The 21,222-nt window shown below is 43.0% G+C and carries 36 protein-coding genes; 31 read left to right on the top strand and 5 right to left on the bottom strand.

Annotated elements, in window-relative coordinates; translation table 11 throughout:
* Window positions 1-92: 92 nt before the first annotated feature.
* The 5 genes from LSE01S_RS08230 to LSE01S_RS08250 form a co-directional block, all read right to left on the bottom strand.
* Window positions 93-1,214, bottom strand: a complete 1,122-nt coding sequence (locus LSE01S_RS08230) for a tyrosine-type recombinase/integrase (protein WP_061777157.1) — start codon at window positions 1,212-1,214, stop codon at window positions 93-95.
* Between the two features lie 169 nt (window positions 1,215-1,383).
* The gene (locus LSE01S_RS08235; protein ID WP_061777158.1) at window positions 1,384-1,917 is read right to left on the bottom strand and encodes a hypothetical protein; all 534 of its coding nucleotides are present in this window, start codon (window positions 1,915-1,917) and stop codon (window positions 1,384-1,386) included.
* A 48-nt stretch (window positions 1,918-1,965) separates the two neighbouring features.
* Entirely contained in the window at window positions 1,966-2,451 is a 486-nt protein-coding gene (locus LSE01S_RS08240) for a hypothetical protein (protein ID WP_061777159.1), read from the bottom strand.
* Between the two features lie 57 nt (window positions 2,452-2,508).
* Window positions 2,509-2,946 (bottom strand): ImmA/IrrE family metallo-endopeptidase, encoded by a 438-nt coding sequence (locus tag LSE01S_RS08245; RefSeq protein ID WP_061777160.1) that lies wholly within the window; start codon window positions 2,944-2,946, stop codon window positions 2,509-2,511.
* Between the two features lie 2 nt (window positions 2,947-2,948).
* A complete protein-coding gene (locus LSE01S_RS08250; protein ID WP_061777161.1) occupies window positions 2,949-3,269 on the bottom strand; it encodes a helix-turn-helix domain-containing protein in 321 nt (106 codons plus the stop codon).
* Between the two features lie 278 nt (window positions 3,270-3,547).
* On the opposite strand from LSE01S_RS08250, the gene LSE01S_RS08255 reads away from it, so the two are divergent.
* The 31 genes from LSE01S_RS08255 (at window position 3,548) to LSE01S_RS08390 (ending at window position 21,218) form a co-directional block, all read left to right on the top strand.
* Window positions 3,548-3,730 (top strand): helix-turn-helix domain-containing protein, encoded by a 183-nt coding sequence (locus tag LSE01S_RS08255; RefSeq protein ID WP_061777197.1) that lies wholly within the window; start codon window positions 3,548-3,550, stop codon window positions 3,728-3,730.
* A gap of 11 nt (window positions 3,731-3,741) precedes the next feature.
* Window positions 3,742-4,005, top strand: coding sequence for a hypothetical protein (locus LSE01S_RS08260; protein ID WP_061777162.1), 264 nt, complete (start codon window positions 3,742-3,744; stop codon window positions 4,003-4,005).
* Window positions 4,006-4,090: 85 nt separating this feature from the next.
* The gene (locus LSE01S_RS08265; RefSeq protein WP_061777163.1) at window positions 4,091-4,360 is read left to right on the top strand and encodes a hypothetical protein; all 270 of its coding nucleotides are present in this window, start codon (window positions 4,091-4,093) and stop codon (window positions 4,358-4,360) included.
* 109 nt (window positions 4,361-4,469) lie between these two features.
* On the top strand, window positions 4,470-4,595 hold the full coding sequence (locus tag LSE01S_RS11200) for a hypothetical protein (RefSeq protein WP_268872589.1): 126 nt from the start codon (window positions 4,470-4,472) through the stop codon (window positions 4,593-4,595).
* 112 nt (window positions 4,596-4,707) lie between these two features.
* Entirely contained in the window at window positions 4,708-4,899 is a 192-nt protein-coding gene (locus tag LSE01S_RS08270; RefSeq protein ID WP_061777164.1) for a hypothetical protein, read from the top strand.
* Entirely contained in the window at window positions 4,899-5,444 is a 546-nt protein-coding gene (locus LSE01S_RS08275; protein WP_061777165.1) for a host-nuclease inhibitor Gam family protein, read from the top strand. The genes LSE01S_RS08270 and LSE01S_RS08275 overlap by 1 nt, the downstream gene beginning before the upstream one ends.
* On the top strand, window positions 5,428-6,804 hold the full coding sequence (locus tag LSE01S_RS08280; RefSeq protein WP_082622378.1) for a DEAD/DEAH box helicase: 1,377 nt from the start codon (window positions 5,428-5,430) through the stop codon (window positions 6,802-6,804). Before LSE01S_RS08275 ends, LSE01S_RS08280 begins: the two co-directional genes overlap by 17 nt.
* Complete coding sequence (locus tag LSE01S_RS08285) at window positions 6,801-7,514, top strand: AAA family ATPase (protein WP_061777166.1); 714 nt, start codon at window positions 6,801-6,803, stop codon at window positions 7,512-7,514. The genes LSE01S_RS08280 and LSE01S_RS08285 overlap by 4 nt, the downstream gene beginning before the upstream one ends.
* Before the next feature lie 2 nt (window positions 7,515-7,516).
* Entirely contained in the window at window positions 7,517-8,116 is a 600-nt protein-coding gene (locus LSE01S_RS08290) for a DUF669 domain-containing protein (RefSeq protein WP_061777167.1), read from the top strand.
* A 66-nt stretch (window positions 8,117-8,182) separates the two neighbouring features.
* Window positions 8,183-8,965: a bifunctional DNA primase/polymerase gene (locus LSE01S_RS08295; protein ID WP_061777168.1), complete on the top strand. Its 783-nt coding sequence runs from the start codon at window positions 8,183-8,185 to the stop codon at window positions 8,963-8,965.
* Window positions 8,962-10,224, top strand: a complete 1,263-nt coding sequence (locus LSE01S_RS08300) for a virulence-associated E family protein (RefSeq protein WP_061777169.1) — start codon at window positions 8,962-8,964, stop codon at window positions 10,222-10,224. The genes LSE01S_RS08295 and LSE01S_RS08300 overlap by 4 nt, the downstream gene beginning before the upstream one ends.
* 281 nt (window positions 10,225-10,505) lie before the next feature.
* Window positions 10,506-10,847, top strand: a complete 342-nt coding sequence (locus LSE01S_RS08305; RefSeq protein ID WP_061777170.1) for a VRR-NUC domain-containing protein — start codon at window positions 10,506-10,508, stop codon at window positions 10,845-10,847.
* Window position 10,848: 1 nt separating this feature from the next.
* The gene (locus tag LSE01S_RS08310) at window positions 10,849-11,232 is read left to right on the top strand and encodes a hypothetical protein (protein WP_061777171.1); all 384 of its coding nucleotides are present in this window, start codon (window positions 10,849-10,851) and stop codon (window positions 11,230-11,232) included.
* The gene (locus LSE01S_RS08315) at window positions 11,229-11,450 is read left to right on the top strand and encodes a DUF3310 domain-containing protein (protein WP_061777172.1); all 222 of its coding nucleotides are present in this window, start codon (window positions 11,229-11,231) and stop codon (window positions 11,448-11,450) included. Before LSE01S_RS08310 ends, LSE01S_RS08315 begins: the two co-directional genes overlap by 4 nt.
* On the top strand, window positions 11,440-11,607 hold the full coding sequence (locus LSE01S_RS10955; RefSeq protein WP_156470501.1) for a hypothetical protein: 168 nt from the start codon (window positions 11,440-11,442) through the stop codon (window positions 11,605-11,607). The genes LSE01S_RS08315 and LSE01S_RS10955 overlap by 11 nt, the downstream gene beginning before the upstream one ends.
* A complete protein-coding gene (locus tag LSE01S_RS08320) occupies window positions 11,607-11,846 on the top strand; it encodes a hypothetical protein (RefSeq protein WP_061777173.1) in 240 nt (79 codons plus the stop codon). The genes LSE01S_RS10955 and LSE01S_RS08320 overlap by 1 nt, the downstream gene beginning before the upstream one ends.
* A gap of 184 nt (window positions 11,847-12,030) precedes the next feature.
* Window positions 12,031-12,525 carry a hypothetical protein gene (locus LSE01S_RS08325; protein ID WP_061777174.1) on the top strand — a complete coding sequence of 165 codons (495 nt, stop codon included), beginning with the start codon at window positions 12,031-12,033 and terminating at the stop codon, window positions 12,523-12,525.
* Between the two features lie 180 nt (window positions 12,526-12,705).
* Window positions 12,706-12,921, top strand: a complete 216-nt coding sequence (locus LSE01S_RS08330) for a hypothetical protein (RefSeq protein ID WP_061777175.1) — start codon at window positions 12,706-12,708, stop codon at window positions 12,919-12,921.
* On the top strand, window positions 12,914-13,303 hold the full coding sequence (locus tag LSE01S_RS10820) for an HNH endonuclease (RefSeq protein WP_082622379.1): 390 nt from the start codon (window positions 12,914-12,916) through the stop codon (window positions 13,301-13,303). Before LSE01S_RS08330 ends, LSE01S_RS10820 begins: the two co-directional genes overlap by 8 nt.
* Window positions 13,304-13,409: 106 nt before the next feature.
* Entirely contained in the window at window positions 13,410-13,862 is a 453-nt protein-coding gene (locus LSE01S_RS08335) for a P27 family phage terminase small subunit (protein ID WP_061777176.1), read from the top strand.
* On the top strand, window positions 13,859-15,586 hold the full coding sequence (locus LSE01S_RS08340; protein WP_061777177.1) for a terminase large subunit: 1,728 nt from the start codon (window positions 13,859-13,861) through the stop codon (window positions 15,584-15,586). The genes LSE01S_RS08335 and LSE01S_RS08340 overlap by 4 nt, the downstream gene beginning before the upstream one ends.
* 11 nt (window positions 15,587-15,597) lie before the next feature.
* On the top strand, window positions 15,598-16,797 hold the full coding sequence (locus LSE01S_RS08345) for a phage portal protein (protein WP_061777178.1): 1,200 nt from the start codon (window positions 15,598-15,600) through the stop codon (window positions 16,795-16,797).
* Window positions 16,775-17,362 (top strand): HK97 family phage prohead protease, encoded by a 588-nt coding sequence (locus tag LSE01S_RS08350; protein WP_061777179.1) that lies wholly within the window; start codon window positions 16,775-16,777, stop codon window positions 17,360-17,362. The genes LSE01S_RS08345 and LSE01S_RS08350 overlap by 23 nt, the downstream gene beginning before the upstream one ends.
* Window positions 17,355-18,701 (top strand): phage major capsid protein, encoded by a 1,347-nt coding sequence (locus tag LSE01S_RS08355; protein WP_061777180.1) that lies wholly within the window; start codon window positions 17,355-17,357, stop codon window positions 18,699-18,701. The genes LSE01S_RS08350 and LSE01S_RS08355 overlap by 8 nt, the downstream gene beginning before the upstream one ends.
* Before the next feature lie 2 nt (window positions 18,702-18,703).
* On the top strand, window positions 18,704-18,982 hold the full coding sequence (locus LSE01S_RS08360; protein WP_061777181.1) for a head-tail connector protein: 279 nt from the start codon (window positions 18,704-18,706) through the stop codon (window positions 18,980-18,982).
* Complete coding sequence (locus tag LSE01S_RS08365) at window positions 18,951-19,274, top strand: phage head closure protein (protein ID WP_061777182.1); 324 nt, start codon at window positions 18,951-18,953, stop codon at window positions 19,272-19,274. Before LSE01S_RS08360 ends, LSE01S_RS08365 begins: the two co-directional genes overlap by 32 nt.
* Window positions 19,264-19,587: a hypothetical protein gene (locus LSE01S_RS08370; RefSeq protein ID WP_061777183.1), complete on the top strand. Its 324-nt coding sequence runs from the start codon at window positions 19,264-19,266 to the stop codon at window positions 19,585-19,587. Before LSE01S_RS08365 ends, LSE01S_RS08370 begins: the two co-directional genes overlap by 11 nt.
* Window positions 19,588-19,616: 29 nt before the next feature.
* On the top strand, window positions 19,617-19,949 hold the full coding sequence (locus LSE01S_RS08375; RefSeq protein ID WP_162257439.1) for an HK97-gp10 family putative phage morphogenesis protein: 333 nt from the start codon (window positions 19,617-19,619) through the stop codon (window positions 19,947-19,949).
* A 3-nt stretch (window positions 19,950-19,952) separates the two neighbouring features.
* Window positions 19,953-20,600 carry a major tail protein gene (locus LSE01S_RS08380; RefSeq protein ID WP_061777185.1) on the top strand — a complete coding sequence of 216 codons (648 nt, stop codon included), beginning with the start codon at window positions 19,953-19,955 and terminating at the stop codon, window positions 20,598-20,600.
* Window positions 20,601-20,613: 13 nt separating this feature from the next.
* Entirely contained in the window at window positions 20,614-20,997 is a 384-nt protein-coding gene (locus LSE01S_RS08385; RefSeq protein ID WP_061777186.1) for a hypothetical protein, read from the top strand.
* Between the two features lie 62 nt (window positions 20,998-21,059).
* The gene (locus LSE01S_RS08390; protein WP_156470502.1) at window positions 21,060-21,218 is read left to right on the top strand and encodes a hypothetical protein; all 159 of its coding nucleotides are present in this window, start codon (window positions 21,060-21,062) and stop codon (window positions 21,216-21,218) included.
* Window positions 21,219-21,222 lie beyond the last annotated feature (4 nt).

Raw genomic sequence — 21,222 nt, forward strand, 5'->3', positions numbered from 1 at the left:
ATTTTGAACGAAAAACAGGTGTTAAAGCACTGGTATCAAGCGATTCCGTGTTTCGTGAAATAGAATCTCCCACAGAATCTCCCACAGCAATTTTAAAGGTTAACGATTTTCGCAAAAAGTTCTGCGTTTTTTTGGTCGTTTCCTTTGATGGCGTGGGCGTAAATTCGTAGGGTGATGGCAGGGTCGGAATGACCTAGCCTGGCGGCAACATCCACTGGACTGACACCTGCGCCCATCAAAATAGTTGCGTGGGTATGACGTAGACTGTGAATTACATAGCGACCTGGTTCGATACCTGCTGACTTGATGACCTTTTGAAAATGGTAGTATGCCGATACATGGTTAAATTCAAAAAGGACATTTCGTTGACTAAACCCCGTTCCAGATTTCAAGCCCTCGGCCTTAGCTGCAGTCATGAATCTGTGCAAGGATAAAATCATCGCTTCATCAATCGAAATTGTACGAACGCTTGAGGGTGTTTTGGTTGGGCCAAAGCCATCAGGTGTTCTGGTTCGTTGGATGGATAGTGTTCTTTTGGTGAAGTTAATATCACGCCACTCTAGGCCAAGTCCTTCGCTCAAACGCATGCCTGTAGTTTCTAGGAGTTGAAAAAAGAGGCGAGTAGGTGTCTCTTCCAGCCGTAGTTGTTTGTTGAAGAGCGCTAAGTCTTCCTCACTAAACGGCTTACGGCGTTCAGACTTCTTAAACCTGATCCCTTTGAGCCGGTTGCGAGGGATGATTTCATTTTCCTCAGCTGCATTCATAATTACCATGAACATCCGGTGGTTGGCCTGCACAGATGAGGGCTTGAGGTGTTCCAACTGTGGTTGTATGAATAGATAGTTATACTCCATTTTCGTGAGCTTACCTAACTTGCGATCCCCTAGTAATGGTAGAATATAATTCTTAACCGCCGTGGCAAAATTCCGCCGGTAGTTTGGACGCCATTCGGCTTCATTCATCTTCAGAAATTGAGTGGTCCACTGCCGGATGGTCATCCCTGAATCCAGCAGCTGATCAGCTTCATCCTCCGAGACTTTCATCTCTGCAGTAAGTTCCGCCTTATGAGCTGCTTCGGGCGTGGTGAATCCCCGTTCTTGCTTTTCATGGCGTTTACCAAACGAATCATGAAACGGGTATCGAAACATCCAGCGTACTCCTTTTTGAGTTTCATACGAAAACACGTTAATGTAGTTTGTTTTTGTCAATTTCAATTTATTTTTCCTCCTAGCGTGGGCAGCGCTTGTGGAGAATTGTTGTGAAACCACCTTCTTTCAGGTATGATTGTATTCGAAAAGGTCTAGAAATATTCCTTTCAACTGGTAGCGCATCCAACTTCTTGGCGGGAGGGGATGCGCTTTTTTATTATATAAGTACCGAGGATTATTTGGTTAATCCAGCGTTTTTATCTAAGTGTTTGTAAAGCGTGTTACTGTCCTGCGTGTTACTTGTCACATGGTTTGCTGTTTTGCGATTTACTTTTTGAATAGCATGGAATGCAAGATACTTGGCATAGTCTTTATTTGTTTGACTTGGTGCATCTTTGATGGCAGATACCCAACCATCTAACAACCGTTTATTAGTCTCAGTAGCGCCATTAAGTTTTAAAAATGGCTTTCGAATTGAGTAAGCTCGTTCAGATATCTTTGCTTCGTCAAAGTTCTTTTTACTAAATTGCCAGACAGTTTTTTGCTCCGCATCGGCTAACCTGGTAAGTTGTTCTTCTTGCGGCTCCGTTACTTTTATTCCTCCATAACTGGGCCGATTGTCATAAAATCCCCATCCCAATATGATTATTCCTACAAAGAAGCCAAGCAGATTTTTCTTAAATGCACCTTTGGTTTTTCGTTTACGAAACATTTGAACGATGAAAAAGATAGCCGCTATTAGTCCAATTAATCCGACAATTTCACGCATGATAATACCTCCATTAAGGATAGTCGTGTTTAAAAAAAAGTCTGCAGGTTATTTAGTTAATCCGTCATCATTATTTTTCTTGAGCAATTCAATAATTTCTTGATTTTGGCGAATGATAATCCAATTCTGCTCAACCAGTGCGTTTTGAAAATTTAGTGACAGCCGATCGGCGGCATTTCCGGTAAAGCCAAGAGCAATCCCCGCTTGGGTCAAGCCACTGCCAGCTAGTTGATTGCTGATGTGTTTTACGGATTCGAATGAGTTTGAATCCAAGTTTTCTAGATGCTTAGATGATAAGTATCCAAAGGCTTTTATATCATCCTTGGTCACTTTTCCTTTACTGTGTTCTGTTTCCAGTGTCTGTATGTTTTGGAGTCTCTCTTTAATTTCGTCAAGTGAATATTCCTTTGGCGAATCAGTCAGTCCAAAACCGGCTTGTTTCCAATGTTTATTACATATGAATTCACCAGTACGAAGTTTAAGACGAGAATCTTTAAAGCCAAATTTTACACCATCAATACCGCAGTCTGCCATGATAGTACCTCCCTTTAATAGGTTCAGCATATCAAATTTATCGAAAACTATCAGTAATTATTTGATACCGATTTCATTTTCTTCACAGTAAACCGCGATTTTTTCAGCGACAATCTCGCTTAGGTATCCCGGAACATCGAAGGATTCCATAAAATCAACCGGGTTTGCCATCGCTTGAGGACGGTCCTTCATATAATATGGAAGGATTAAGTCAATGGCTCCAGCGTGAGCGTGGTTTTCAATCTCAGATTTTGTTGAGCGGTTTGAGTAGTACAACAGGCGATCATCTGGGTCATCATGATATATGTGTGCCATCTCGTGGCCCAGCTGAAAAGCTAACTCGTCTGGACGAATCCAGTGTAGATTCATGATGATACGATGTCGCTTAACAGACGCAGTTGGGGGAGTTGTTTGGCCTAAGCCATCAGTCCAAATGACATCAATACCGTCCCGGGCTGCCTTTTCTTCTAATTCAAACAAAACAGGATTGTTCAATACTACTCACCCCTCATGAGTCGCTTAATCAATGCCAAGTCTTCAGCGGGGATGGGCTTACCATCGTAGGTCATAATGACATCATCATCATCGATCGTTGCTTTGAGATCTATTTGTTTGGGTTCGCTTGTTTCAGTTTCGCCGGTTAAATCACTGTAGGAAACACCGAGTACGCGAGCAACAGATTCAACAGTCGGTTTGGCTGGTTTATGATTTTTCCATCCATAGATGGCGTTTTCACTCAAGCCGGCCTTTAAAGCGACTTGTTTGATGTTCATATTCCGAAGCTTCCCATATTTTTTAATTTTATCTATCATTGTCATATCAAGCTTTCCTCCCGAAAAGTTTGACGAAAAAGTATTAAGTTCGTAAATTCTATTGACAAATAGTATTAACGTCGTTATACTTTATTCATCAGCTAAGGTTATTAGGTGTCAAAGCAAAGTATCCCAATTTAGTAAAACCGTTGCCAGACGGGGGTTAATGTGGGGTAGTTGTGCTTATTTTTCTATGGCTTCATTGTACGACAATCGTACATTACAGTCAATAACTTTATTAAGCTGAAAAACAAACCTGAAAAGGGAAGCGGGTGAAACGCGTAATGACAGTGCTAGAGAAGCGCTTTAAGAAACATCTAATTGATAAGGAAGTGACCCAAAAGAGTGTTGCTGACCATTTCGGCTGGACTAGTCAGTATCTCCGCCAATTAATGGCAGGTAAGACAATGGGCCCTGCGGCAGACAAAAATCTTCAATCAGTTAAGGACTATTTAGGAATGAAATAGGAGGTAGGGCAATGAACGCAGTTTATTTTGCAAAACAGGTTAAGGCTGAGGCAATGCAAGCTATCGAAAGTCGTGACATGGCAGCACTCAAGTTTGACATTGTTAATGCTGTGGCAATGAAGAAAAGTAAGGTTGAGGTGATTACTACTTTACCGATTTCCTCATTGGTTACAAACGCGCTAGACGATGAAGGAATCACCGTGTTATTTGATAACGTAACGAGTGAGGGTACAACCTTTACCACATTTGACCTCACTGGATTGGAGATGCAATGATTGCCTTGCGATTACTGTTATTTCTATTAATTGGCTGGGCCATTGGTAAGCGTGGCAGCAAGCTGTTTGACTAGAGGTGAGCAAATTGGCACTAGAAGAACAAATTCAGGAGGCCGTTACAGCTGAGGTATTTGATTACCTGAAACCGTATCTACAGCGGATGGTTAGAGAATATATTTTGCTGGACAGAAACCAGGCCTTTGAATCGCTCAGTGTGTCACGGGCCTTCTTCGATAAGAACATTAAGAATAAACCTCAAGTGAAGCTGGCCGAGCGCAAATTTCCTGAGAGCGACAAAGTTTTCTATGAACCAACCGAATTAAAAAAAGCAATTCTATCATTAACTAAATTTTGAGCGTGGGCAGCGCACATGGAGTGATTAGGTGACATCAGTATTAGTTTTTGTTCTAGTGTTCGGAATTGGCGGAGCACTACGAATGATTTATGAAAGGAAGCACAAATAAATGAATTCTAGTTATTGGCATAACAAGTTTATGAAGACGCCGGTTAGCTATGAAAATCTGGCCGCCTATCGTTTCCAGCAATACGAACGATTACTGAAGGAAGAATATAGTGCAAAAATTCATTGAGTTTCTAGGTAACTTTATTGGGGTAGCTCTGTTGATGGTTGCTGCTGGTCTAGTTGCGTTGCTAGCAATTGGCGTGTGGAAGCTAGTCTTTATCTGGTAGGAGGGGAGATTAATGAAAGATTTAACGCTTACGAAAACGAACGGAACACCAGGTGTTGGTACCAAGCCGGTCTTTATCGATACTGAACTGCATGCAAAGATTAAGGAATTGAAGGAAGAGACAGGCCTTACAATCACAACTATTGTCGACGCTTTCCTTCGTTACGGTGTTGAAAACGTTGAAATTAAGGATGGTGATGAATAGTGGATGCATTGGAAAAACACGATTTAGAAAGTTCAGATGAAATCAGTAAACCTTCTTTTGAAGTTAACGACTTGAAGTCTGCAACCTGGGTAATGCGTAAACTACGGGCGCTAGATACTAAAGATGCAGAAACTAATGCGACTGCGAATGAACAAATCGCTTCAATCAATGACTGGCGCGACAAGCAATTGGCAGATAACGACAACAATCGTGGATTTTTACAAGGATATCTGGGAGCCTATCTGGATAAACTACGTGAAGAAGACCCAAAGGCACGAATCGAAACCCCGTATGGCTCAGTGTCTACGCGCAAGACTCCCGCTGGAGTGCAGTGGGTCGATAAAGATGTGCTGGAAAGTCTGGAGAGTCAAAGCCTTAGTGACTTTATCCGAGTAAAGAAGGAACCCGACAAGAAGGCTATCAAGGCACAATTCAAATTTGTGGAAGGTCATTACATCAACGCGGATGGACAAGAACTGAAAGGTGCAATCGAGAAACCATCTCATATTTCATTAGTGGTGAAGACGGATGTTCCAACTTCGTAGTTACCAGGCCGAAGCAGTTAAAGCGGTACGAGAGGCCGTTACTGCTGGTCACCAGGGTATAGTCATTCAGTCACCACCAAGGACTGGAAAAACGATCATTATGGCCGACATTGCTAGGAGCGCGACCAAGCAGCATAACCGAGTATTATTCATCGTACATCGGAGCGAGATATTAGCTCAGGCCCGAGAAACGTTTCGCGCCGATGGAGTAGATATGCAACTCTGTCAAATGGGGATGGTTCAAACACTCACACGGCATGTGAAGGATTTAGTAACACCCGCGATAATCATCGTAGATGAGGCTCACCATGCCCTGTCACGGTCCTATCGGAAGATACTGGATAACTTCCCGCAATCGGTGAAATTGCTCTTTACGGCCACCCCATGGCGTATGGACGGCAAGGGACTTGATGGGGTGGCTGACACGCTTATCCAAGGCAAGCCAATTAGTTGGCTGATGGATAATGGTTTTCTGGCCCCAGTGGATTATTATGCGCCGTCTGGACTGGACAACTCCCGGCTAAAGACGAAGCGAAACGGTGAGTTCGATGGAACCAGTATTGAGCAAGCCATGAAGCCGAAAATTTACGGGGATGCCGTCGCCCACTATCAGAAACTAGCAGCGGGCAAGCAGGCAATTGCGTATACGTACAACGTGGCGAGCGCCCAGCGTCTAGCCGATGCGTTTAATGCGGCCGGGATAACGGCACGAGCTGTATCAGGTAAGACGCAGAAGAAAGACCGTGAGCGGATAGTGGCGGCCTACCGAGCGGGCAAGATTCAGGTGGTGACCAACGCAGAATTATTTACCGAAGGCTTAGACCTTCCCAACGTCGATTGTGTCATTATGTTACGGCCCACACAGTCACTATCGCTGTATCTGCAATTTGCCATGCGGTCGATGAACCCGCGGAACGGCAAGCGAGCCGTGATTATTGACCATGTAAATAACGTGGAACGGTTTGGCCTTCCTACCATAAACCGGGTATGGACGTTAGGGGGCCGTGACAAAAACAGTAAGTCTAGCAATGGCGAGCCAATTAAGTCAGTGACCGTGTGCCCGATATGTTTCGCGACGTTCTATCGCCACGGGGATGAGTGCCCGTTTTGTGGAGCACTACTTACCGAAGATATTCAGATTGATATCGATTCAAACGCTGAGCTAAAAAAAGTAGAGGCCAACAAACGATTGGCCCTGGCGAAGAAATTGATTGACGACCAGGCACTAGAAGCAGTAGCCGACAAATCGCCAGCAGAATTAAAGACCTATGCCGAGATTAAAGCATATGCAAACCTACATGGCTACAAACCGGGATGGGCCTACTTCCAAGCAAAACTGAAAGGATTGATTAGAAAGTGAGCATTTTACCAAAAAATGAACTGCACAAGCCGTCAGGTACCCCACGAAACTTCTTTATCTGGGGCGCGACCATGAGCGGTAAGAGTTTCCTAGCGGAGCATTTCCCGAATACGCTGGTACTGAACACGGATGGCAACAGTGCTATGGGAACGGCTCCCAGTATTCAGATTCGCAACACACGTAAGGCCGATGGGAGCCTTGACCAGAGCTGTATCAAGCAGTTAGACGATATTATTCTGGCACTGGGTACAGAAGCTAACACTTATGAAACGGTCACACTGGATGTAATTGATGACGTCTGTGGACTGATTGAACAGGCCATCTGTTTGAAAGCAGGAGTAGAAGCACTGGCCGATATTGGCTATGGCAAGGGCTACGCGATGTTTAATTCAGCGTTGCAAGGATTGGTGATGGACCTTAAGGCCTTGCCAATCAACGTTGTCTATATCAGTCGAGAGAACGATATTACTGATGATAATAATGTGACCGTCAAAGTTCCGTCACTGAAGACTAAATATTACAACGTGGTTAATGGAAATTGTGATTTGGTAGTTCACACCCAACATATCGGAAAGAACTACTTGCGCAACGTCACCGAGGTTCGGCGGCAGTACCACGCCAGTGAAGTAGACGACCCAAAGATTTTAAATATTTTAAAAGCTATCCCCGGCGCATTGACACCGGAACAAACAACGAAAGCAGGTAAATAATAATGAGCTTATTAGATTTAGCGGCACATGCACTAGACAATTTTGATGCAAAAAAGGACACGGTATCTACCAGTCAAGGGCTACCAGATGGTATCTATAACGTAGTGGTTGAAGATATCTCACATGCAACTTACGATAGCGGCTGGGAATGCGTCAAATTAGTCTTCGGCGTGTTAGATGGCGAACATGCGGGTGAAAAGGAATACGATAACCTTAGTTTTGCCGAAAAGACAACTACTGGTAAAGCAATGCCCGACTTTGTTATTAGCAATAACATTCGATTCATCACGAAGCTTGGGGCATTACTAGGTGTTCAAATCACACCGCAGCATTTTGCTGGCCCAACCGAAACCGAAGTGCACGAAGCGTTGGTAAATGTATTGGCTCCGGAGAAGGGTAAGACAGTCATCCTTCATGTTAAGCACACACCAAACAAGAAAGACCCCTCTAATCCATACACCAACTATGAATTAGAAGAAGCCGAACAACCAGAGGAGATTGATGTTACCGATGACCAATTACCTGATGCTTTGAGTGGGGCACCAACATTAACTGACAACGACTTACCACCAGTACCCGATGAAACTAAGTCACCGTTCTAAGTTTTACAAGCGCAATGTCGTTTTCCATCGGTTGGGTGCGAGGCCCATTATTGCCGAGGTGATTTTTTGAAAAATTTAGTCAACTATGCCATTGTATACGCCAAAGCGGGGTTCTCAGTGTTGCCGATGGTTGGGAAACAACCACTAATTAAATTTGCCGATAAACCAGCACTGACACCGGAGCAAGTCCAAAAGTTTTGGATGACCCACCCATACTCTCAAATCGCTTTGAGAACCACAAACTTCTTTGTCGTTGATATTGATGAACACCCAGACGGAGCTGATGGGTTCAAGTCATTCCGAGAGTTCGAACATCCAGAGTGGTTCCGTGACACGCTATCACAGACTACGGCAGGTGGGGGAAGGCAATTGTTCTATCTGAAACGTGATACAAATATGGAGCAGAATATTGGCTGGCTACCTGGCATAGATGTAAAAGCTCACGTAAATAATTATGTTGTTGTAGCTCCGAGCGAGCGGGGTGGCCATCAGTACAAGTGGGAAAACAATAATCCGATTGTGACGGCATCCCCCGAACTGGTGGCATCCATCAACCAGCGGCCCGACTACAAACCCAGTAGCCTCAGTATCGATTATGATGGCAAGACGGCCACGGCAGAATTGTTTGAAACGATTAGTAAAGGACTAGGCGATACAGGGGGCAGAAACAACGCCTTAGCGAGTTTCTCTGGTGGCCTACTCATTAGGGGCGTTGACCCTGAAAGTGTCCTAGACCTAGCAAAAATTGCCAATGCACGGACGCCTGATAGTTTAACTGAGCGAGAAGTAATTCGAACCGTGGAGTCTATGGTTAAAAAAGAAATCAGGAGAAGGGAGGCGCAAGCATGAGCTTTGAAGACGAGGCCGAAAGGTTGCGGGAAGTTAAGAAAAAGAAAGTCATTCCATTCGATAGCAAGATTCAATTCATGCGGAATGCTAATGGTGGTATCAAAGCCAACTCCATTGAAAATGTGTGCTTGATTTTAGAGCACGATCCACTGTTAAAAGGCAAGTTTGCCTATAACGAATTTAGCTTTGAAACAGAAATGACGGAAGATAGCGTAGAACTAATGCTTGAACATGGCCCGTTGCAAGATGATTTTACTCCAGCACTGCAACGCTACATGGAGAAAAAGTATCAGGTCATGTTCGCAAATAAGATCATAGATTCTGCAGTGGTTGAAGTGTCCAGACGAAACGTCTTCAATCCCGTTATCGAGTACTTTGAAAAATGCTATTACGATTGGGATGGGAAGAAACGTGTTTCAGACTTCCTACCAACCTATCTAGGTGTGGAAACATCCCCAACCACAACACTACAGACAAAGCTGTTTTTTGTTGGGGCGGTTGCTAAGACTTATAAACCAGAAACAAAATTCGATTACGTTTTGGATTTGGTTGGTGGTCAAGGAACCGGGAAAACAACATTACTAAAAGTCATGAGCAATGGATGGTATACCGACCAGTTCACAGACTTCGAGAATAAAGATAATTTTGGCAACATGGTGCGGGCATTAATCGTGAATGATGATGAAATGACTGCTACGAATCAAAGTAGTTTTGAAATTCTGAAAAAGTTCATTTCAGGAGAACAATTAGCTTACCGACCACCATATGGACGGCACACAGTCCGGCGATATAAAAATTTCGTGATTGCCCGGACAACTAATGAAGTCACCTATCTCAAAGATAAAACTGGTGAGCGGCGTTTCATGCCGGTGCTAGTCCACCCCGAGTTACAACGAAAGTCACCAGTGACCGAATTAGACCAGGCTACTGTGGATCAGCTGTGGGGTGAGTTCGTGAATTACTACAAGGGTGGGTTCAGTTTCGGCCTGACTAATCAGGAGGAGCAAGAGCTGAACGAAAATCGTGAACAATTTAAGTACATTGACGCTGAGGAAGATGCAATTGAGATTGCACTGGCAGAGATGACACAAGATTTTGTTACTAGCGCTGACATTGCTTTTCACATGGGTGTTCAAGACTTGATTAAGAATCGAAAGCTAGCGAACAAAATCAAATATGTCATGGATAATCATAATGGATGGCGGGCGATTCAAAAGAGAATCGGTGGAATTCCGAAGCGTGGATATGAGCGAGTGTAGTGAGTGTAGTGAGAGTGTAGCGACTTTAGTGACTACACCTCCGCCCTACAGCCCCAAGGTATACAGACATATGTAGTTACTACTACTTAATATTATATATATATATTTATTTATATAGGTATATAGGGTATAGGGCTACGCGCGTATAGGTATAGGAAAGTTGAAAACAAGTCGCTACATCGCTACAAATGCCGTACACCTTAGAGCCGCAAGGGATTCAGCGTATCTCTAAAACTTTTAGTGTAGTCACTACTCACTACACTTTTTGAAAGGACAAAGATATGCGAGAACAAGAGATTCAAAATCAGATTCGTGTGGCGGTATCGCAAAATGGTTGCACGATCTTCAGAGCAAATGTTGGTAAGGTTAAGACGGATGCAGGCCGTTGGTTTGATACGGGGTTGCCGACAGGATTTCCAGACCTTTTTGGATTTAGACACAGCGACAAGCAGATCTTTTATATCGAAGTGAAAAACGAAAATGGTAAACCACGTGATGATCAAGTGAAGTTCCATGAATTTCTAATGAGTCGAAATATAATTCATGGAATTGCTAGATCTGCAGCTGACGCATTGAAGATAATTAATGAGTCACTGGTAGGCTATGGATTCGGAGGTAATTAATATGTCGTTGAATAAAGAGTTATTAGCCAGCGTGCAAGCGGCTGAGTCCAAATTTGGGCGGGTCGAGTATTGGCCAATGGATGAGTTGAAAAAGATTCAAGCCACAGCTAATCGTTATCCAGAATATGACGGAGCTGTGACGAGAGAAGAAGTGGTCCAAGTCAGAGCATATCTTGAACGTGGTTTCTTTACGACCCAGATCATGAACAAGTTCAATCGAAGTCGAGGCTGGGTACTGCGAAGGACGCCGAAAGAATTTGAATACATTTTGACGGATGAGGACCGACAGATACTGAAATATTATCGGTATAAGTCTACTGAAGAGATTAGTCGAGTGTTACATCGCAATGCAGAATGGGTTCGGAAAGTGAGGAAACTTCTATGAAAAATATTCGACCAGATTACTATCGCAAAGATGGCAAAGACCTTTTTGACCACCTCACAGAGATTTTTCCCAGCCAGTGGTTTAGAGGATTTATGGTGGGAAATGTTATTAAATATGTTATTCGTTATCAGGCCAAAAATGGTGCTGAGGACCTGGTAAAGGCTAGAACGTATGTAGATCGACTGATTCAGTTTGAGGAGGCGAGACGTGAAGATTAATGATATTCGTAAGACTGATATCGGAATTATGAAATATGTTGTTGGACAAACGTTTGAAAGTCATGGAAATGTCTATAACATACTGAGCGAAAAATATAGTTACGGAGATGACACTCAAATCAATGCAGAAATCACAATCAAGGACGGTGATGACTAATGAAGAAAGCGGTGGTTAATCTAACTTTAGAATTAGACGAAACTAACATGATTACTAATTTCGAGCTTGAATCAAACCTTGTGGAACCTGATCGCCGTAGAGTGCTGCTAGATGCTTACATTGATTTAGCGGACAAGCACGGATTAGGTTTCGCAGATATGGGTGGGGAGCTAATGGTAGAAGCGAAGAACATGCAGAATGGGAGGCACAAAGATGAATTCAGGACAGAAGACGTATAGAGCATTTTTGTTACGTTCGTTTGAAGAACATCACTTTGATATCGCTCGTACACTGGGCTGGTGTCAGCGACACCACTACAAGTTATCTGAGCCAGAACAAATGGCAATTCGTGATTTATCCGAGAGAGAAAAAAATGCTGTGATTAGTGAGATCCTCATTGGTCACTGCTGAGAGGGTGGGGACATGTCAATCGATTTATCTGATGCTACCATTGCTAAGATTGTGAAGGGATTAATCACGGAGGGCGAGACGGCAGCACAAAACAAATCAGAAAAAAAGCTACGCAACACCAAGGCACTTTTGCGCAATTACAAATTTCTGGAAAATCACATGGATGTTGATCTGCCTAAGCTAGATGAATCAACACCATTATCTAAACGAGAACTATCATTGTTCGCTCTATTGGGATATCGAGCACGTTCAAAAGAAATGATGTTGTTTATCAATCGAATCATTGAACGGTATGAAGTCATCTGTAATGCGGGAACGCCAGAGGACCAGAGACGATACGCTGTAATCAAACGATTATATTTATCGGAGCCGTCTATGACCCGTGAACGATTGGCAGAATTGTACCACGTGGATGAGCGATCAATTCGGAGAGACGAGAGCAAAGCGATTGACGAACTAACGGTGATGCTGTTTGGCATTGATGGTGTTAATGATATGTCCAAGTAGTGTCATAATCGTGTCCGGTAAACGCCGAGTAAAAGGATTACTATGATAGCGTGGAATAAATAAATTGCTTAACGGCGGTGGCGCGGTTCGACTCCGGGCTGACCGCTTTGCCTCCTAGCAATAAAATGCCTCAGCCAATTGGTTGAGGTTTTTGTTTGCAATTAAGAAAGGGGAATATCAATGGTAATTGAGACACGTAAGACAGCAACTGGTACAGAATATTGGGATACCGAAAAGCAAGCAGCTCAGTTTGAAGTATTCGATGAAGGTAAACCTGACTTAACGGATATGAAGCTACATGAATTGCTAGCCTATGCTAAGGCAAAAGGTCTGGTCATCCCGAAGGGAACTACTAAACGAGCAGACGTGATTAAGTTCATTGAAGTTAATGACTAGAAAGCTTTGTGAGTTTCCTGGATGTCAAAATATCATTGAACATGGTCGTTACTGTGATGAGCATGGATTTTCAGACACGTTTAAACAGACAAGAAAGAAACGCCGCTCAATTTATCATCACGAAAACAAACCAGTTTATCACAGTCAAGAGTGGGCTGATGTTTGCCAAGAGGTTGATTTAAGAGAGCGTAATCAATGCCAGAGGTGTCATCAGATAGTGTTTGGCCGGCATAAGCATCACCATCATATAGTTCCCATTAAAAAAGATAGAACTTTAGAATTTGAACCGAATAACATTATGTTACTTTGTGACAAATGCCATCCTATCGTGGAACATGAACAAGAGGAAAATCCAAAAAAAGTTTTTCCAAATTATTTTTGAAAGCCCCCCCACCGAAAAATTATTTTTTTAGTCGTGGGAAGGATAGGTAGCATAGGCTTACGCGCGCAGTTCTCAACAAAATCAAAAGTGAAAAGGGGGTTTTTTCGTGGGGCGCAAAACTAAGAAGCAAGTTGAAACTGAACAATTAGCGGAAAAGGTTGAAGCAGAGCGGAAACGCCTACTTTTTATTTTGAAAAAAGCTGACATTTATAGTCAAATCCTTGATCCTCTGATTGATTCGTATATGAATACGTTTGAGGTCTATGAAATCATGTGGAAACGTTGGAAAGACAAGGGTTTCCCCGAAACTCAAGTTTACGAAAATAAAAATGGTGCTAGAAATGCCGTTAAGAGCCCTTTGAGCGTTCAAGTTGATATCTGGTCAGAGAAGAAATTAAAAGCCTTAGAACGACTTGGAATGACAAATAAAGCAATGACGAAACGAGTCATTACTGGTGGATCCACGGTTGACACGTCTACAGGTCATGCAGAACAGCGACCTGGTGAACAGGTTGATGAATTACAGGCACGAAGAGAAAAGTGGCGTAACCGGGGATGAAAATCACATTTGAAACTAATTATGCTGATGTATACGCAGGCCTAGTAACGAAAAATCCTAAAGACTACCCAACAACCATTAAGAAGGCAGTCAAGCGCTATAAACGTTGGAAAAAACGTGGCGATATCTGGTGGGATAACAATAAAGCTAATGAAGCACTAGATTTTATTCAAACCTATGTTCGTCACGTGAAAGGCGATCTGGCTGGTGAGACAATTATTCTTGAGCCATGGGAGTTGTTTGGTTTTGCCCAGTTATACGGTTGGCAACATGAAGATGGGAAGGGGCGAACGGTTCGGCTTATACGTGAAGTTTATTGGCAAGTTCCTAAGAAGAACGGTAAAACACTGATTGGAACAGGAGCACTTGCCTATGCCATGTATGGTGAAGGTGAAGTAGGGGCCGATGTTTACTGCTGCGCCTCTGATTTTGAGCAAGCTCAGTATGCGGCTAAGCCATTTGGAGCCCTAGTAGAAAATTCACCTGTGCTTTATAACAATTCGCAAGTGTTCAAGGGCAAAGCAGGCTCTGTGATTGGGGCTGTTTATCGTTATCAGATTGATGGTGTGGCATTTGAGAACACCTTTAAAGTCATGACGAAAAACACCGGCAAGATTGAAGGCTCAAATCCATCGTTTGTGCTGAACGATGAACTTCACGCGCAAAAAAACATGGAGCAGTACGACAACTTTAAGTCAGCTATGCTGGAGCGGGCGCAACCTATCATGTTTAACATTTCTACTGCCGGAAAGAGCTCTTCATCAGTAGGGATGCGTGTCTACAAGGAATCTAAAGAGATCTTAGACAAAGACAATGACGATTCCCGTCTGGTCCTGATTTATGAGCCAAACAAAGGTTATGACTGGACGGACCGTCATGTTTGGCGACAGGTTAATCCTAATATTGACGTTTCAATCACGATGGAGGCGTTAGAAATTGAATTCTTAGCGGCCCAACGTTCTGAACATGGTAAAGGTGAGTTTCTTTCTAAGCATTTAGATGTGTTCGTGAATGGAGCTGAAAGTTTCTTTAGTCGTGATCAGGTAGAACCAATATTGCAACCAGACAAAATGGGTGACCTACGTGGTGAGGCCGTTTGGTTAGGGCTGGATTTGTCTAAGACAACTGACTTAACTTGTGTGTCAATCAACATTCCTACGTTTGGTGAAGATGGTAAGTCGATGCTAAAGGTTAAGCAGCGCTATTTCATTCCTTATGACAATATCGATTACCGTGAACAACAGGACAATGTTCCTTACCGAAAATTGGCAGAAGAGGGCTTTGTGGAGTTCTGTGATGGAAAGATGATTGACCAAGACCAGATCATCGAATATATCACGCAGCTAATGAGTGATTATGATGTCCAACGCATTAATTATGACCCTGCCATGGCCCAGAAGTTGATTGAGAAACTTGAGAACCTTGGGCTAGATTGCGTGGCTATCATGCAATATCCAACGGTGCTGAATGAAGTCATGGATGATGTGGAACGGTTGATTTACGAAAAGCGGTTAATTACAGATAATCCATTACTGGTGTACTGCTTACTCAATATTGTCGTGGTTACCAACATTAACGGATTAAAGGCGCCTAGTAAGACGAAATCCGCTAAGAAAATTGATGGGGCAGCGGCAATGTTGGACGCTCACAAGTCTACTCAATTTGAGATGGAAGATGTTGACACGGCCGGATTGGATGATTACCTGAAAACAATATATGGATAGGAGGTGAAGGTTTGGGATTAAGAGATAGATTCTCTAACTTTTTATTTAAGCAAGTTGAAAAGCGAGGTTGGTTAGACGATTTAAAGTCAAATTATATTCGTTGGGGTTCACGTTTTGTTAATGATGATTCCATCATGAAATCTAGCGATGTGAATGAGCTGGTCAACGACATTTCTAATCAAATTGCGATGGCAAAGCCGACGGTTATTGGGCCTGATGGTGAGGAAGTTCCTAATCATGCGGTTTTGAAGCTTTTGAAACATCCCAACGAATATCAAACGGGTTTTGAGTTTTCCAAATTGCAAGTTAACACTTTATTGCTTCGCGGCGAAGTGTTTCCAGCTTACTTAGGGAATGAATTGCATTTGGTATCGGATGTTTCCACAGATTTAAATGATCGGCTTGTTGAAACTTATAAGGTCGGCGGTACTAACATCCCTGGATCCATGATCGAACATGTGAAGCAGGTTAACACCAGTGCACTACAAGGCCAGGGATTGGCCCAACTTGGAAAGGACACCTTAGAAGGTGTTATGAGTGCAGAAAAAGTGCTGACCGATAAATATGCCAAGGGCGGTTTGTTGGCCTTCTTGTTGAAGCTTGATAGTCATTTGAATCCAGCTAACGCTACACAAAGTCAGCTAGTTACGGCTATTAAAGGTCAGTTGGAAGGCTTGGACAATCAAGATACCGTGAAGATGTTAACCCTTGGAAAAGGGTACGAAATTGACACTCTCCGGTCTCCAGTCGAGGATGACAAGATTCTGGCTTATCTGAATGTGTACAAGAAGGATTTGGGTAAGTACCTAGGAATTAACGTTGACACCTACCAGCACATGATGGAAAACGATGTTGAAAAATCCATGATGTATCTCCATAACAAGGCCGTTCGGCCAATCTTACAAAATTTGAGTGAACATTATACGCAATTGCTATTTAGTAAAGATTCTGGATATCACATTGAATGGAAAATTAATATTTTGGACTTTGTTCCTTATTCGGTTAAGACCAATATCGGTTATAACATCGTTCGAACTGGAATTACTTCACCAGACAACGTAGCCGAAATGTTAGGATTTGAACCTCAGAATACTAAGGAAAGTCAGGCAATCTATATCAGCAACGACCTGATGAATATTGGTGATAAGTCTGCTACAGATAATTCATTGCCCACGAAGGGGGGTGACAATGACGAAAACACAGGAAATTAGAACTTTCAATTTTAACAAACGAGATGGAACGGATGTTGATCACCCACTAACAGTGAGTGGTCATGCGTCCGTTTTTAATTCGCCAACGGATATTGCAGGTGCGTTCACGGAACAAATCGCTCCGGGCGCTTTTAGCAAAACACTTACTGAAAATGATGATATTCGGTGCTTGTTTAATCACAACTGGGACAACATCCTGGGTCGTACAAAGTCAGGTACTTTGACACTTGAGGAAGATGAACAGGGATTAGCGTTTACTGTTGATCTTCCGGATACCACTGCAGGTCGAGATTTAGTGGTTAGCATGGAGCGAGGCGACATTGACAAATGTTCGTTTGGCTTTATCCCCACGGCTGATAAGTGGGACTACAGCGATCCAGACCACCCTGTACGAACCATCGAAGAGGTCGAGCTATTTGAGGTATCAATCGTAACTATTCCGGCATATGACGATACTGATGCACAACTCAATAGAAGCAAAGATGGCCAGTATAAATTAATTGAATTAGTGGAACAACGCAAACAGATTATTTCAAAAATTAAAGGAGAGTTATCACATGAATAAAGACTTGGTAGCAATGTTGAAGCGTATGAAGGAACAATCAGAAATGCGGTTGAAATCATTACAAACACGGGCTGAAGACCCTAAGCTGACCGAAGATGATGCTAAGGCATTACAAGACGCCGCTGATAAGGAAACTGCGGCCCACAAGGATGTGGTAGACCAGTTGGCTAACTTAACTAGCACCGAAAATAATCCAGCTAGTGACGATAATAATGGTTCTGAATCCGAATCAGAAGAAAAACCTGGTGACGATGATAATGAACATGGGGCTGTTGTATCACCACAAGTACGGGATGGCATTAAGGACGCGATTCGTTCAGGTATGCAAGGGCAAGGCCAATTATCTAAGGTTGCTAAGAATGAACAAATTCGTTCTGCATTCGCTAAGACTGTAATTGGTGCAATGCCGGTTGAAGAAGCCCGATCGTTGGGAATTGTAACAGGTAATGGTTCGGTTACCGTCCCTGAAGTTGTTGCGAGTGAAATCATTTCCTACGCTCAAGAAGAAAACCTACTTCGGAAGTATGGGAGTGTCGTTCGGACTTCAGGCGATGTTAAGTATCCCGTGTTAGTTAAGAAGGCAACTGCCACTGGTCATAAGTTGGAACGTGCTGATGATAAGCCAATGTCGGAAACTGCCATTGAATTTGATGAAGTTCTGTTAAGCCCAACCGAGTTTGATGCATTGGCAACCGTTACGAAGAAATTGCTGGCTATGACCGGATTACCTGTTGAAAACATCGTGATCGAAGAGCTCACTAAGGCATATGTGCGCCAAGAAGCTAACTACATGTTTAACGGGGATGAAACTGACAACATCAACGATGGTGCTTTAGCTAAGAAGGCTGTCGCCTTTACTCCCACTGCAGCGGTGGACTTAACTGCAGCAGATGCTGGTCAAAAGATTTATGACGCATTGATCGAAATGAAAAACACACCTGTCACGGAAGTCATGAACAAAGGTCGTTTCATCATGAATCGCGCAGCATTGACGATGGTTGAAAAGATGAAGACGGCGGACGGGTTCCCACTCTTGCGGCCACTCAATCAAGCAGAAGGTGGGATTGGTAATTTATTGGTTGGTTACCCAACAGATGTAACTGACTATGCAGATAAGAAAGGTTCGGCAAACACTCCAGTAATTTACTTTGGTGATTTCAGCAAGTTCCATATTCAAGACGTAGTTGGCGCTATGGAAGTTCAAAAGTTAGTTGAAAAGTTTGCCGATACTAACCGGATTGGCTTCAAGATTTACAACTTGTTGGACGGCCAACTTATCTACAGTCCATTTGAACCAGCTGCTTACAAGTGGGAAGTGGCAACTGCTGCTAAGGGCTAGCCATGGAACACGATGCGCTTTTTGAAGAGTTTAAGACTCATATTGAGTGGGAAGACAGCATGGATGATTCAATGTTGGATCGATATCTTGAAATGGCCCGTCAATATGTTCGTAATGCAACTGGAAACGAAACAGATCAGCTGGTATTAATGGTTGCTGCAATCTTGAACGATTATCGAGTTCCAGAAAAAGAAATGGCGACAGCACTAGACTCACTGACACCCTTCTTTATTCAGGAGGTGTATTCAAATGACACGGTTAACCAATCATCTGAAGCATAGGGCGAAGCTTTTATCTTTAGTTCAGTCGGTCAATGAGGATGATTTACCAATTGATAAGTGGCAAGAGTCACGAGTGCTTAATTATCAGAGCCTGGGGGTAACGGCCACTGAAAAGTTTCAGAGCATGCAAGCAAAAACAGATGTGGTTAAACGGATTCGCATTCGTTTTGACCCCAAAATAGACCAACTTGAAAGCCGAGTGATGATTGCGGGTAAGCCGTATCTCATCACCCGGCTTTATGTCGATGATGATAGGAACTTCGAGGAGCTGAGTTTGAATTATGTTGATTAGTTTTGAGGAGTTTCGGGCCCGACTTAAGTCGCTTGGACTGCCGGTGTATCGGAACAAAGCGCCAACGGGAACGCCGTTCCCATACTTTGTTTATTCTTATACAAATGAAGAAAACCTTCATGCCAGTGGAGAAACGTTGGATAGTAAGCCTGAATATCAGGTATCTCTATTTACTGAAGGAACCGAAAAGGAGTTGCAGAAGTTTAGGCGTGTGTTTTCAGATGTGCCTTTTATGGGGTTCAACAATAGTTTTAGTGATGAAAATGGCACAACTGTAAATAATTTCTATACGTATATTCGGGTAGAACTATGAGTAATAACGGGTTTGTTGATGCTCAGAACATGTTAAAAAAAATCAAAGTGGATTCTGCTGCTGTCAAACGAGCTCAAAGGGCGGCCGCCGATATTTATGTGCACAGTTTACGCCCTGCATTGCCGTCTGACCCAAAAGCTTCGTTTGTTCCAAAATATGGACAAATGAAAAACAACCTCAAAGTTATTCAGTCGGGAGCTGATATTGCGGTAACTTTTGGAGATTCTTTTTGGTGGAAGTTTGTTGATAAGGGAACACCAAAGATTACGGCAAAGAACTTTACACGAAATACGTTGAAGGCCGCCGAAGGTCGCATGAATAGCACAATGATAAAAATGATAAAAAAAGAAATGGGGATTTAAGAAATGGCAGATGTACAAACCAACAAGAACAAAGATGCCTACACGCTAACATTAGGTGATATCTTTTTTGCACCAATGACTACGCCAGGGACATCAAGCACGGCTCCAGTTTATTCCGATCAAATTTTCCGTAAGACGATCGGTAAGAAAGTTGAAGTGAAAGGTAATGGAAAGTCGACACCACTTTACGCTTCAGGTGTGCTGTTAGCGCAGGTTAATCAAGAAACAGAAGAAGAAATCAGTATGGACCATATTGGATTGCCAACTGGTCTATTGGACCAGGTCACTGCGACTACACCAAATAACGGGGTTTCTTTCGCCAGCGCAGATGCAACTACTCCTGCAGAATTTGGTTTTGGATTTATCGCTAAGCGGTCTGATGGCGTTAATGATGCAATGTGGTTCCCTCGATGTGTGGTATCACCAGCAACCGAACTCAGCTATGAAACGTCAGAAGACGAATTTAAAGAACAGGACGTATCGATGACCATTCAAGCAAGTGGATTATTGCACGGTGACCATGTCATGTATTCCAAGTACAGCTCACAACGAGAAACGACACTGACTGTGGAAGACTTCATGAAGCAAGTCGTTTTCGATAAGTCACAAATTGAAACGCTGGGGACCCCAGTAACTGAACCTAAAGGATAGAGGAGAATGTTAAATGGCAAAACTGAGTGACCTAGTTAATGTTAGTGATGCGACATTCCTACGAATTCGAGATCAGAAAACTGGTGAGATGATTAAAGTCCCAGCCATGTTAACTTTTGATTCCATCAACGCAATTGAAGTGGCATATGGGAAAAATTATACGGCGTTTGAAAAAGATTTAACGGCGTTACTAAATCGCAAGGTGTTCAAACGTGACGAAAAGTCGATGAAGCTTGTATGGTCGTTAGTATATGGGCTGCTCATCGGTGGTGGTACAGAGTGCACGTATGATGAAATGAATCGGGCTATTCCATTTTCGGATGTTCCCAATGTGTTAGAAGATGCTTTGAAGATCATGCAAGAGCAGGGATTCCAGGAATCTGACGCAAAAAAATAAAGATGCCACAACAACAAAAATCCCAGGGAGATGAACAGTTTCCTTGGGATTTTTATTTGTTCGTGGCAACCAGTAATTTTGGCTGGTCGCTAGATTTCTTTATGAAGTCTACTCCGAACATGTACCTGAAGACTCAGATTAATTGGTTACGGCTAAATAATCCTGATTCGATTGAAGACGTTCAGGAAGTTTATATGGACCAGATTCCATTCTGGAATTAGAAAG

The sequence above is a fragment of the Levilactobacillus senmaizukei DSM 21775 = NBRC 103853 genome, from assembly GCF_001592085.1.
Taxonomy (GTDB): domain Bacteria; phylum Bacillota; class Bacilli; order Lactobacillales; family Lactobacillaceae; genus Levilactobacillus; species Levilactobacillus senmaizukei.

Bases quoted from the DNA above. Each gene is read 5' to 3' on its own strand.
- LSE01S_RS11200 (WP_268872589.1), top strand. From the start codon at position 4,470: ATGAATTCTAGTTATTGGCATAACAAGTTTATGAAGACGCCGGTTAGC.
- LSE01S_RS08290 (WP_061777167.1), top strand. From the start codon at position 7,517: ATGAGCTTATTAGATTTAGCGGCACATGCACTAGACAATTTTGATGCA.
- LSE01S_RS08325 (WP_061777174.1), top strand. From the start codon at position 12,031: ATGTCAATCGATTTATCTGATGCTACCATTGCTAAGATTGTGAAGGGA.
- LSE01S_RS08375 (WP_162257439.1), top strand. From the start codon at position 19,617: ATGTTAAAAAAAATCAAAGTGGATTCTGCTGCTGTCAAACGAGCTCAA.
- LSE01S_RS08260 (WP_061777162.1), top strand. From the start codon at position 3,742: ATGAACGCAGTTTATTTTGCAAAACAGGTTAAGGCTGAGGCAATGCAA.
- LSE01S_RS08305 (WP_061777170.1), top strand. From the start codon at position 10,506: ATGCGAGAACAAGAGATTCAAAATCAGATTCGTGTGGCGGTATCGCAA.
- LSE01S_RS08255 (WP_061777197.1), top strand. From the start codon at position 3,548: ATGACAGTGCTAGAGAAGCGCTTTAAGAAACATCTAATTGATAAGGAA.
- LSE01S_RS08355 (WP_061777180.1), top strand. From the start codon at position 17,355: ATGAATAAAGACTTGGTAGCAATGTTGAAGCGTATGAAGGAACAATCA.
- LSE01S_RS08380 (WP_061777185.1), top strand. From the start codon at position 19,953: ATGGCAGATGTACAAACCAACAAGAACAAAGATGCCTACACGCTAACA.
- LSE01S_RS08360 (WP_061777181.1), top strand. From the start codon at position 18,704: ATGGAACACGATGCGCTTTTTGAAGAGTTTAAGACTCATATTGAGTGG.
- LSE01S_RS08320 (WP_061777173.1), top strand. From the start codon at position 11,607: ATGAAGAAAGCGGTGGTTAATCTAACTTTAGAATTAGACGAAACTAAC.
- LSE01S_RS08330 (WP_061777175.1), top strand. From the start codon at position 12,706: ATGGTAATTGAGACACGTAAGACAGCAACTGGTACAGAATATTGGGAT.
- LSE01S_RS08310 (WP_061777171.1), top strand. From the start codon at position 10,849: ATGTCGTTGAATAAAGAGTTATTAGCCAGCGTGCAAGCGGCTGAGTCC.
- LSE01S_RS08300 (WP_061777169.1), top strand. From the start codon at position 8,962: ATGAGCTTTGAAGACGAGGCCGAAAGGTTGCGGGAAGTTAAGAAAAAG.
- LSE01S_RS08235 (WP_061777158.1), bottom strand. From the start codon at position 1,917: ATGCGTGAAATTGTCGGATTAATTGGACTAATAGCGGCTATCTTTTTC.
- LSE01S_RS10820 (WP_082622379.1), top strand. From the start codon at position 12,914: ATGACTAGAAAGCTTTGTGAGTTTCCTGGATGTCAAAATATCATTGAA.
- LSE01S_RS08250 (WP_061777161.1), bottom strand. From the start codon at position 3,269: ATGACAATGATAGATAAAATTAAAAAATATGGGAAGCTTCGGAATATG.
- LSE01S_RS08365 (WP_061777182.1), top strand. From the start codon at position 18,951: ATGACACGGTTAACCAATCATCTGAAGCATAGGGCGAAGCTTTTATCT.
- LSE01S_RS08370 (WP_061777183.1), top strand. From the start codon at position 19,264: ATGTTGATTAGTTTTGAGGAGTTTCGGGCCCGACTTAAGTCGCTTGGA.
- LSE01S_RS08270 (WP_061777164.1), top strand. From the start codon at position 4,708: ATGAAAGATTTAACGCTTACGAAAACGAACGGAACACCAGGTGTTGGT.
- LSE01S_RS08315 (WP_061777172.1), top strand. From the start codon at position 11,229: ATGAAAAATATTCGACCAGATTACTATCGCAAAGATGGCAAAGACCTT.
- LSE01S_RS08280 (WP_082622378.1), top strand. From the start codon at position 5,428: ATGTTCCAACTTCGTAGTTACCAGGCCGAAGCAGTTAAAGCGGTACGA.
- LSE01S_RS08240 (WP_061777159.1), bottom strand. From the start codon at position 2,451: ATGGCAGACTGCGGTATTGATGGTGTAAAATTTGGCTTTAAAGATTCT.
- LSE01S_RS08385 (WP_061777186.1), top strand. From the start codon at position 20,614: ATGGCAAAACTGAGTGACCTAGTTAATGTTAGTGATGCGACATTCCTA.
- LSE01S_RS08350 (WP_061777179.1), top strand. From the start codon at position 16,775: ATGACGAAAACACAGGAAATTAGAACTTTCAATTTTAACAAACGAGAT.
- LSE01S_RS08340 (WP_061777177.1), top strand. From the start codon at position 13,859: ATGAAAATCACATTTGAAACTAATTATGCTGATGTATACGCAGGCCTA.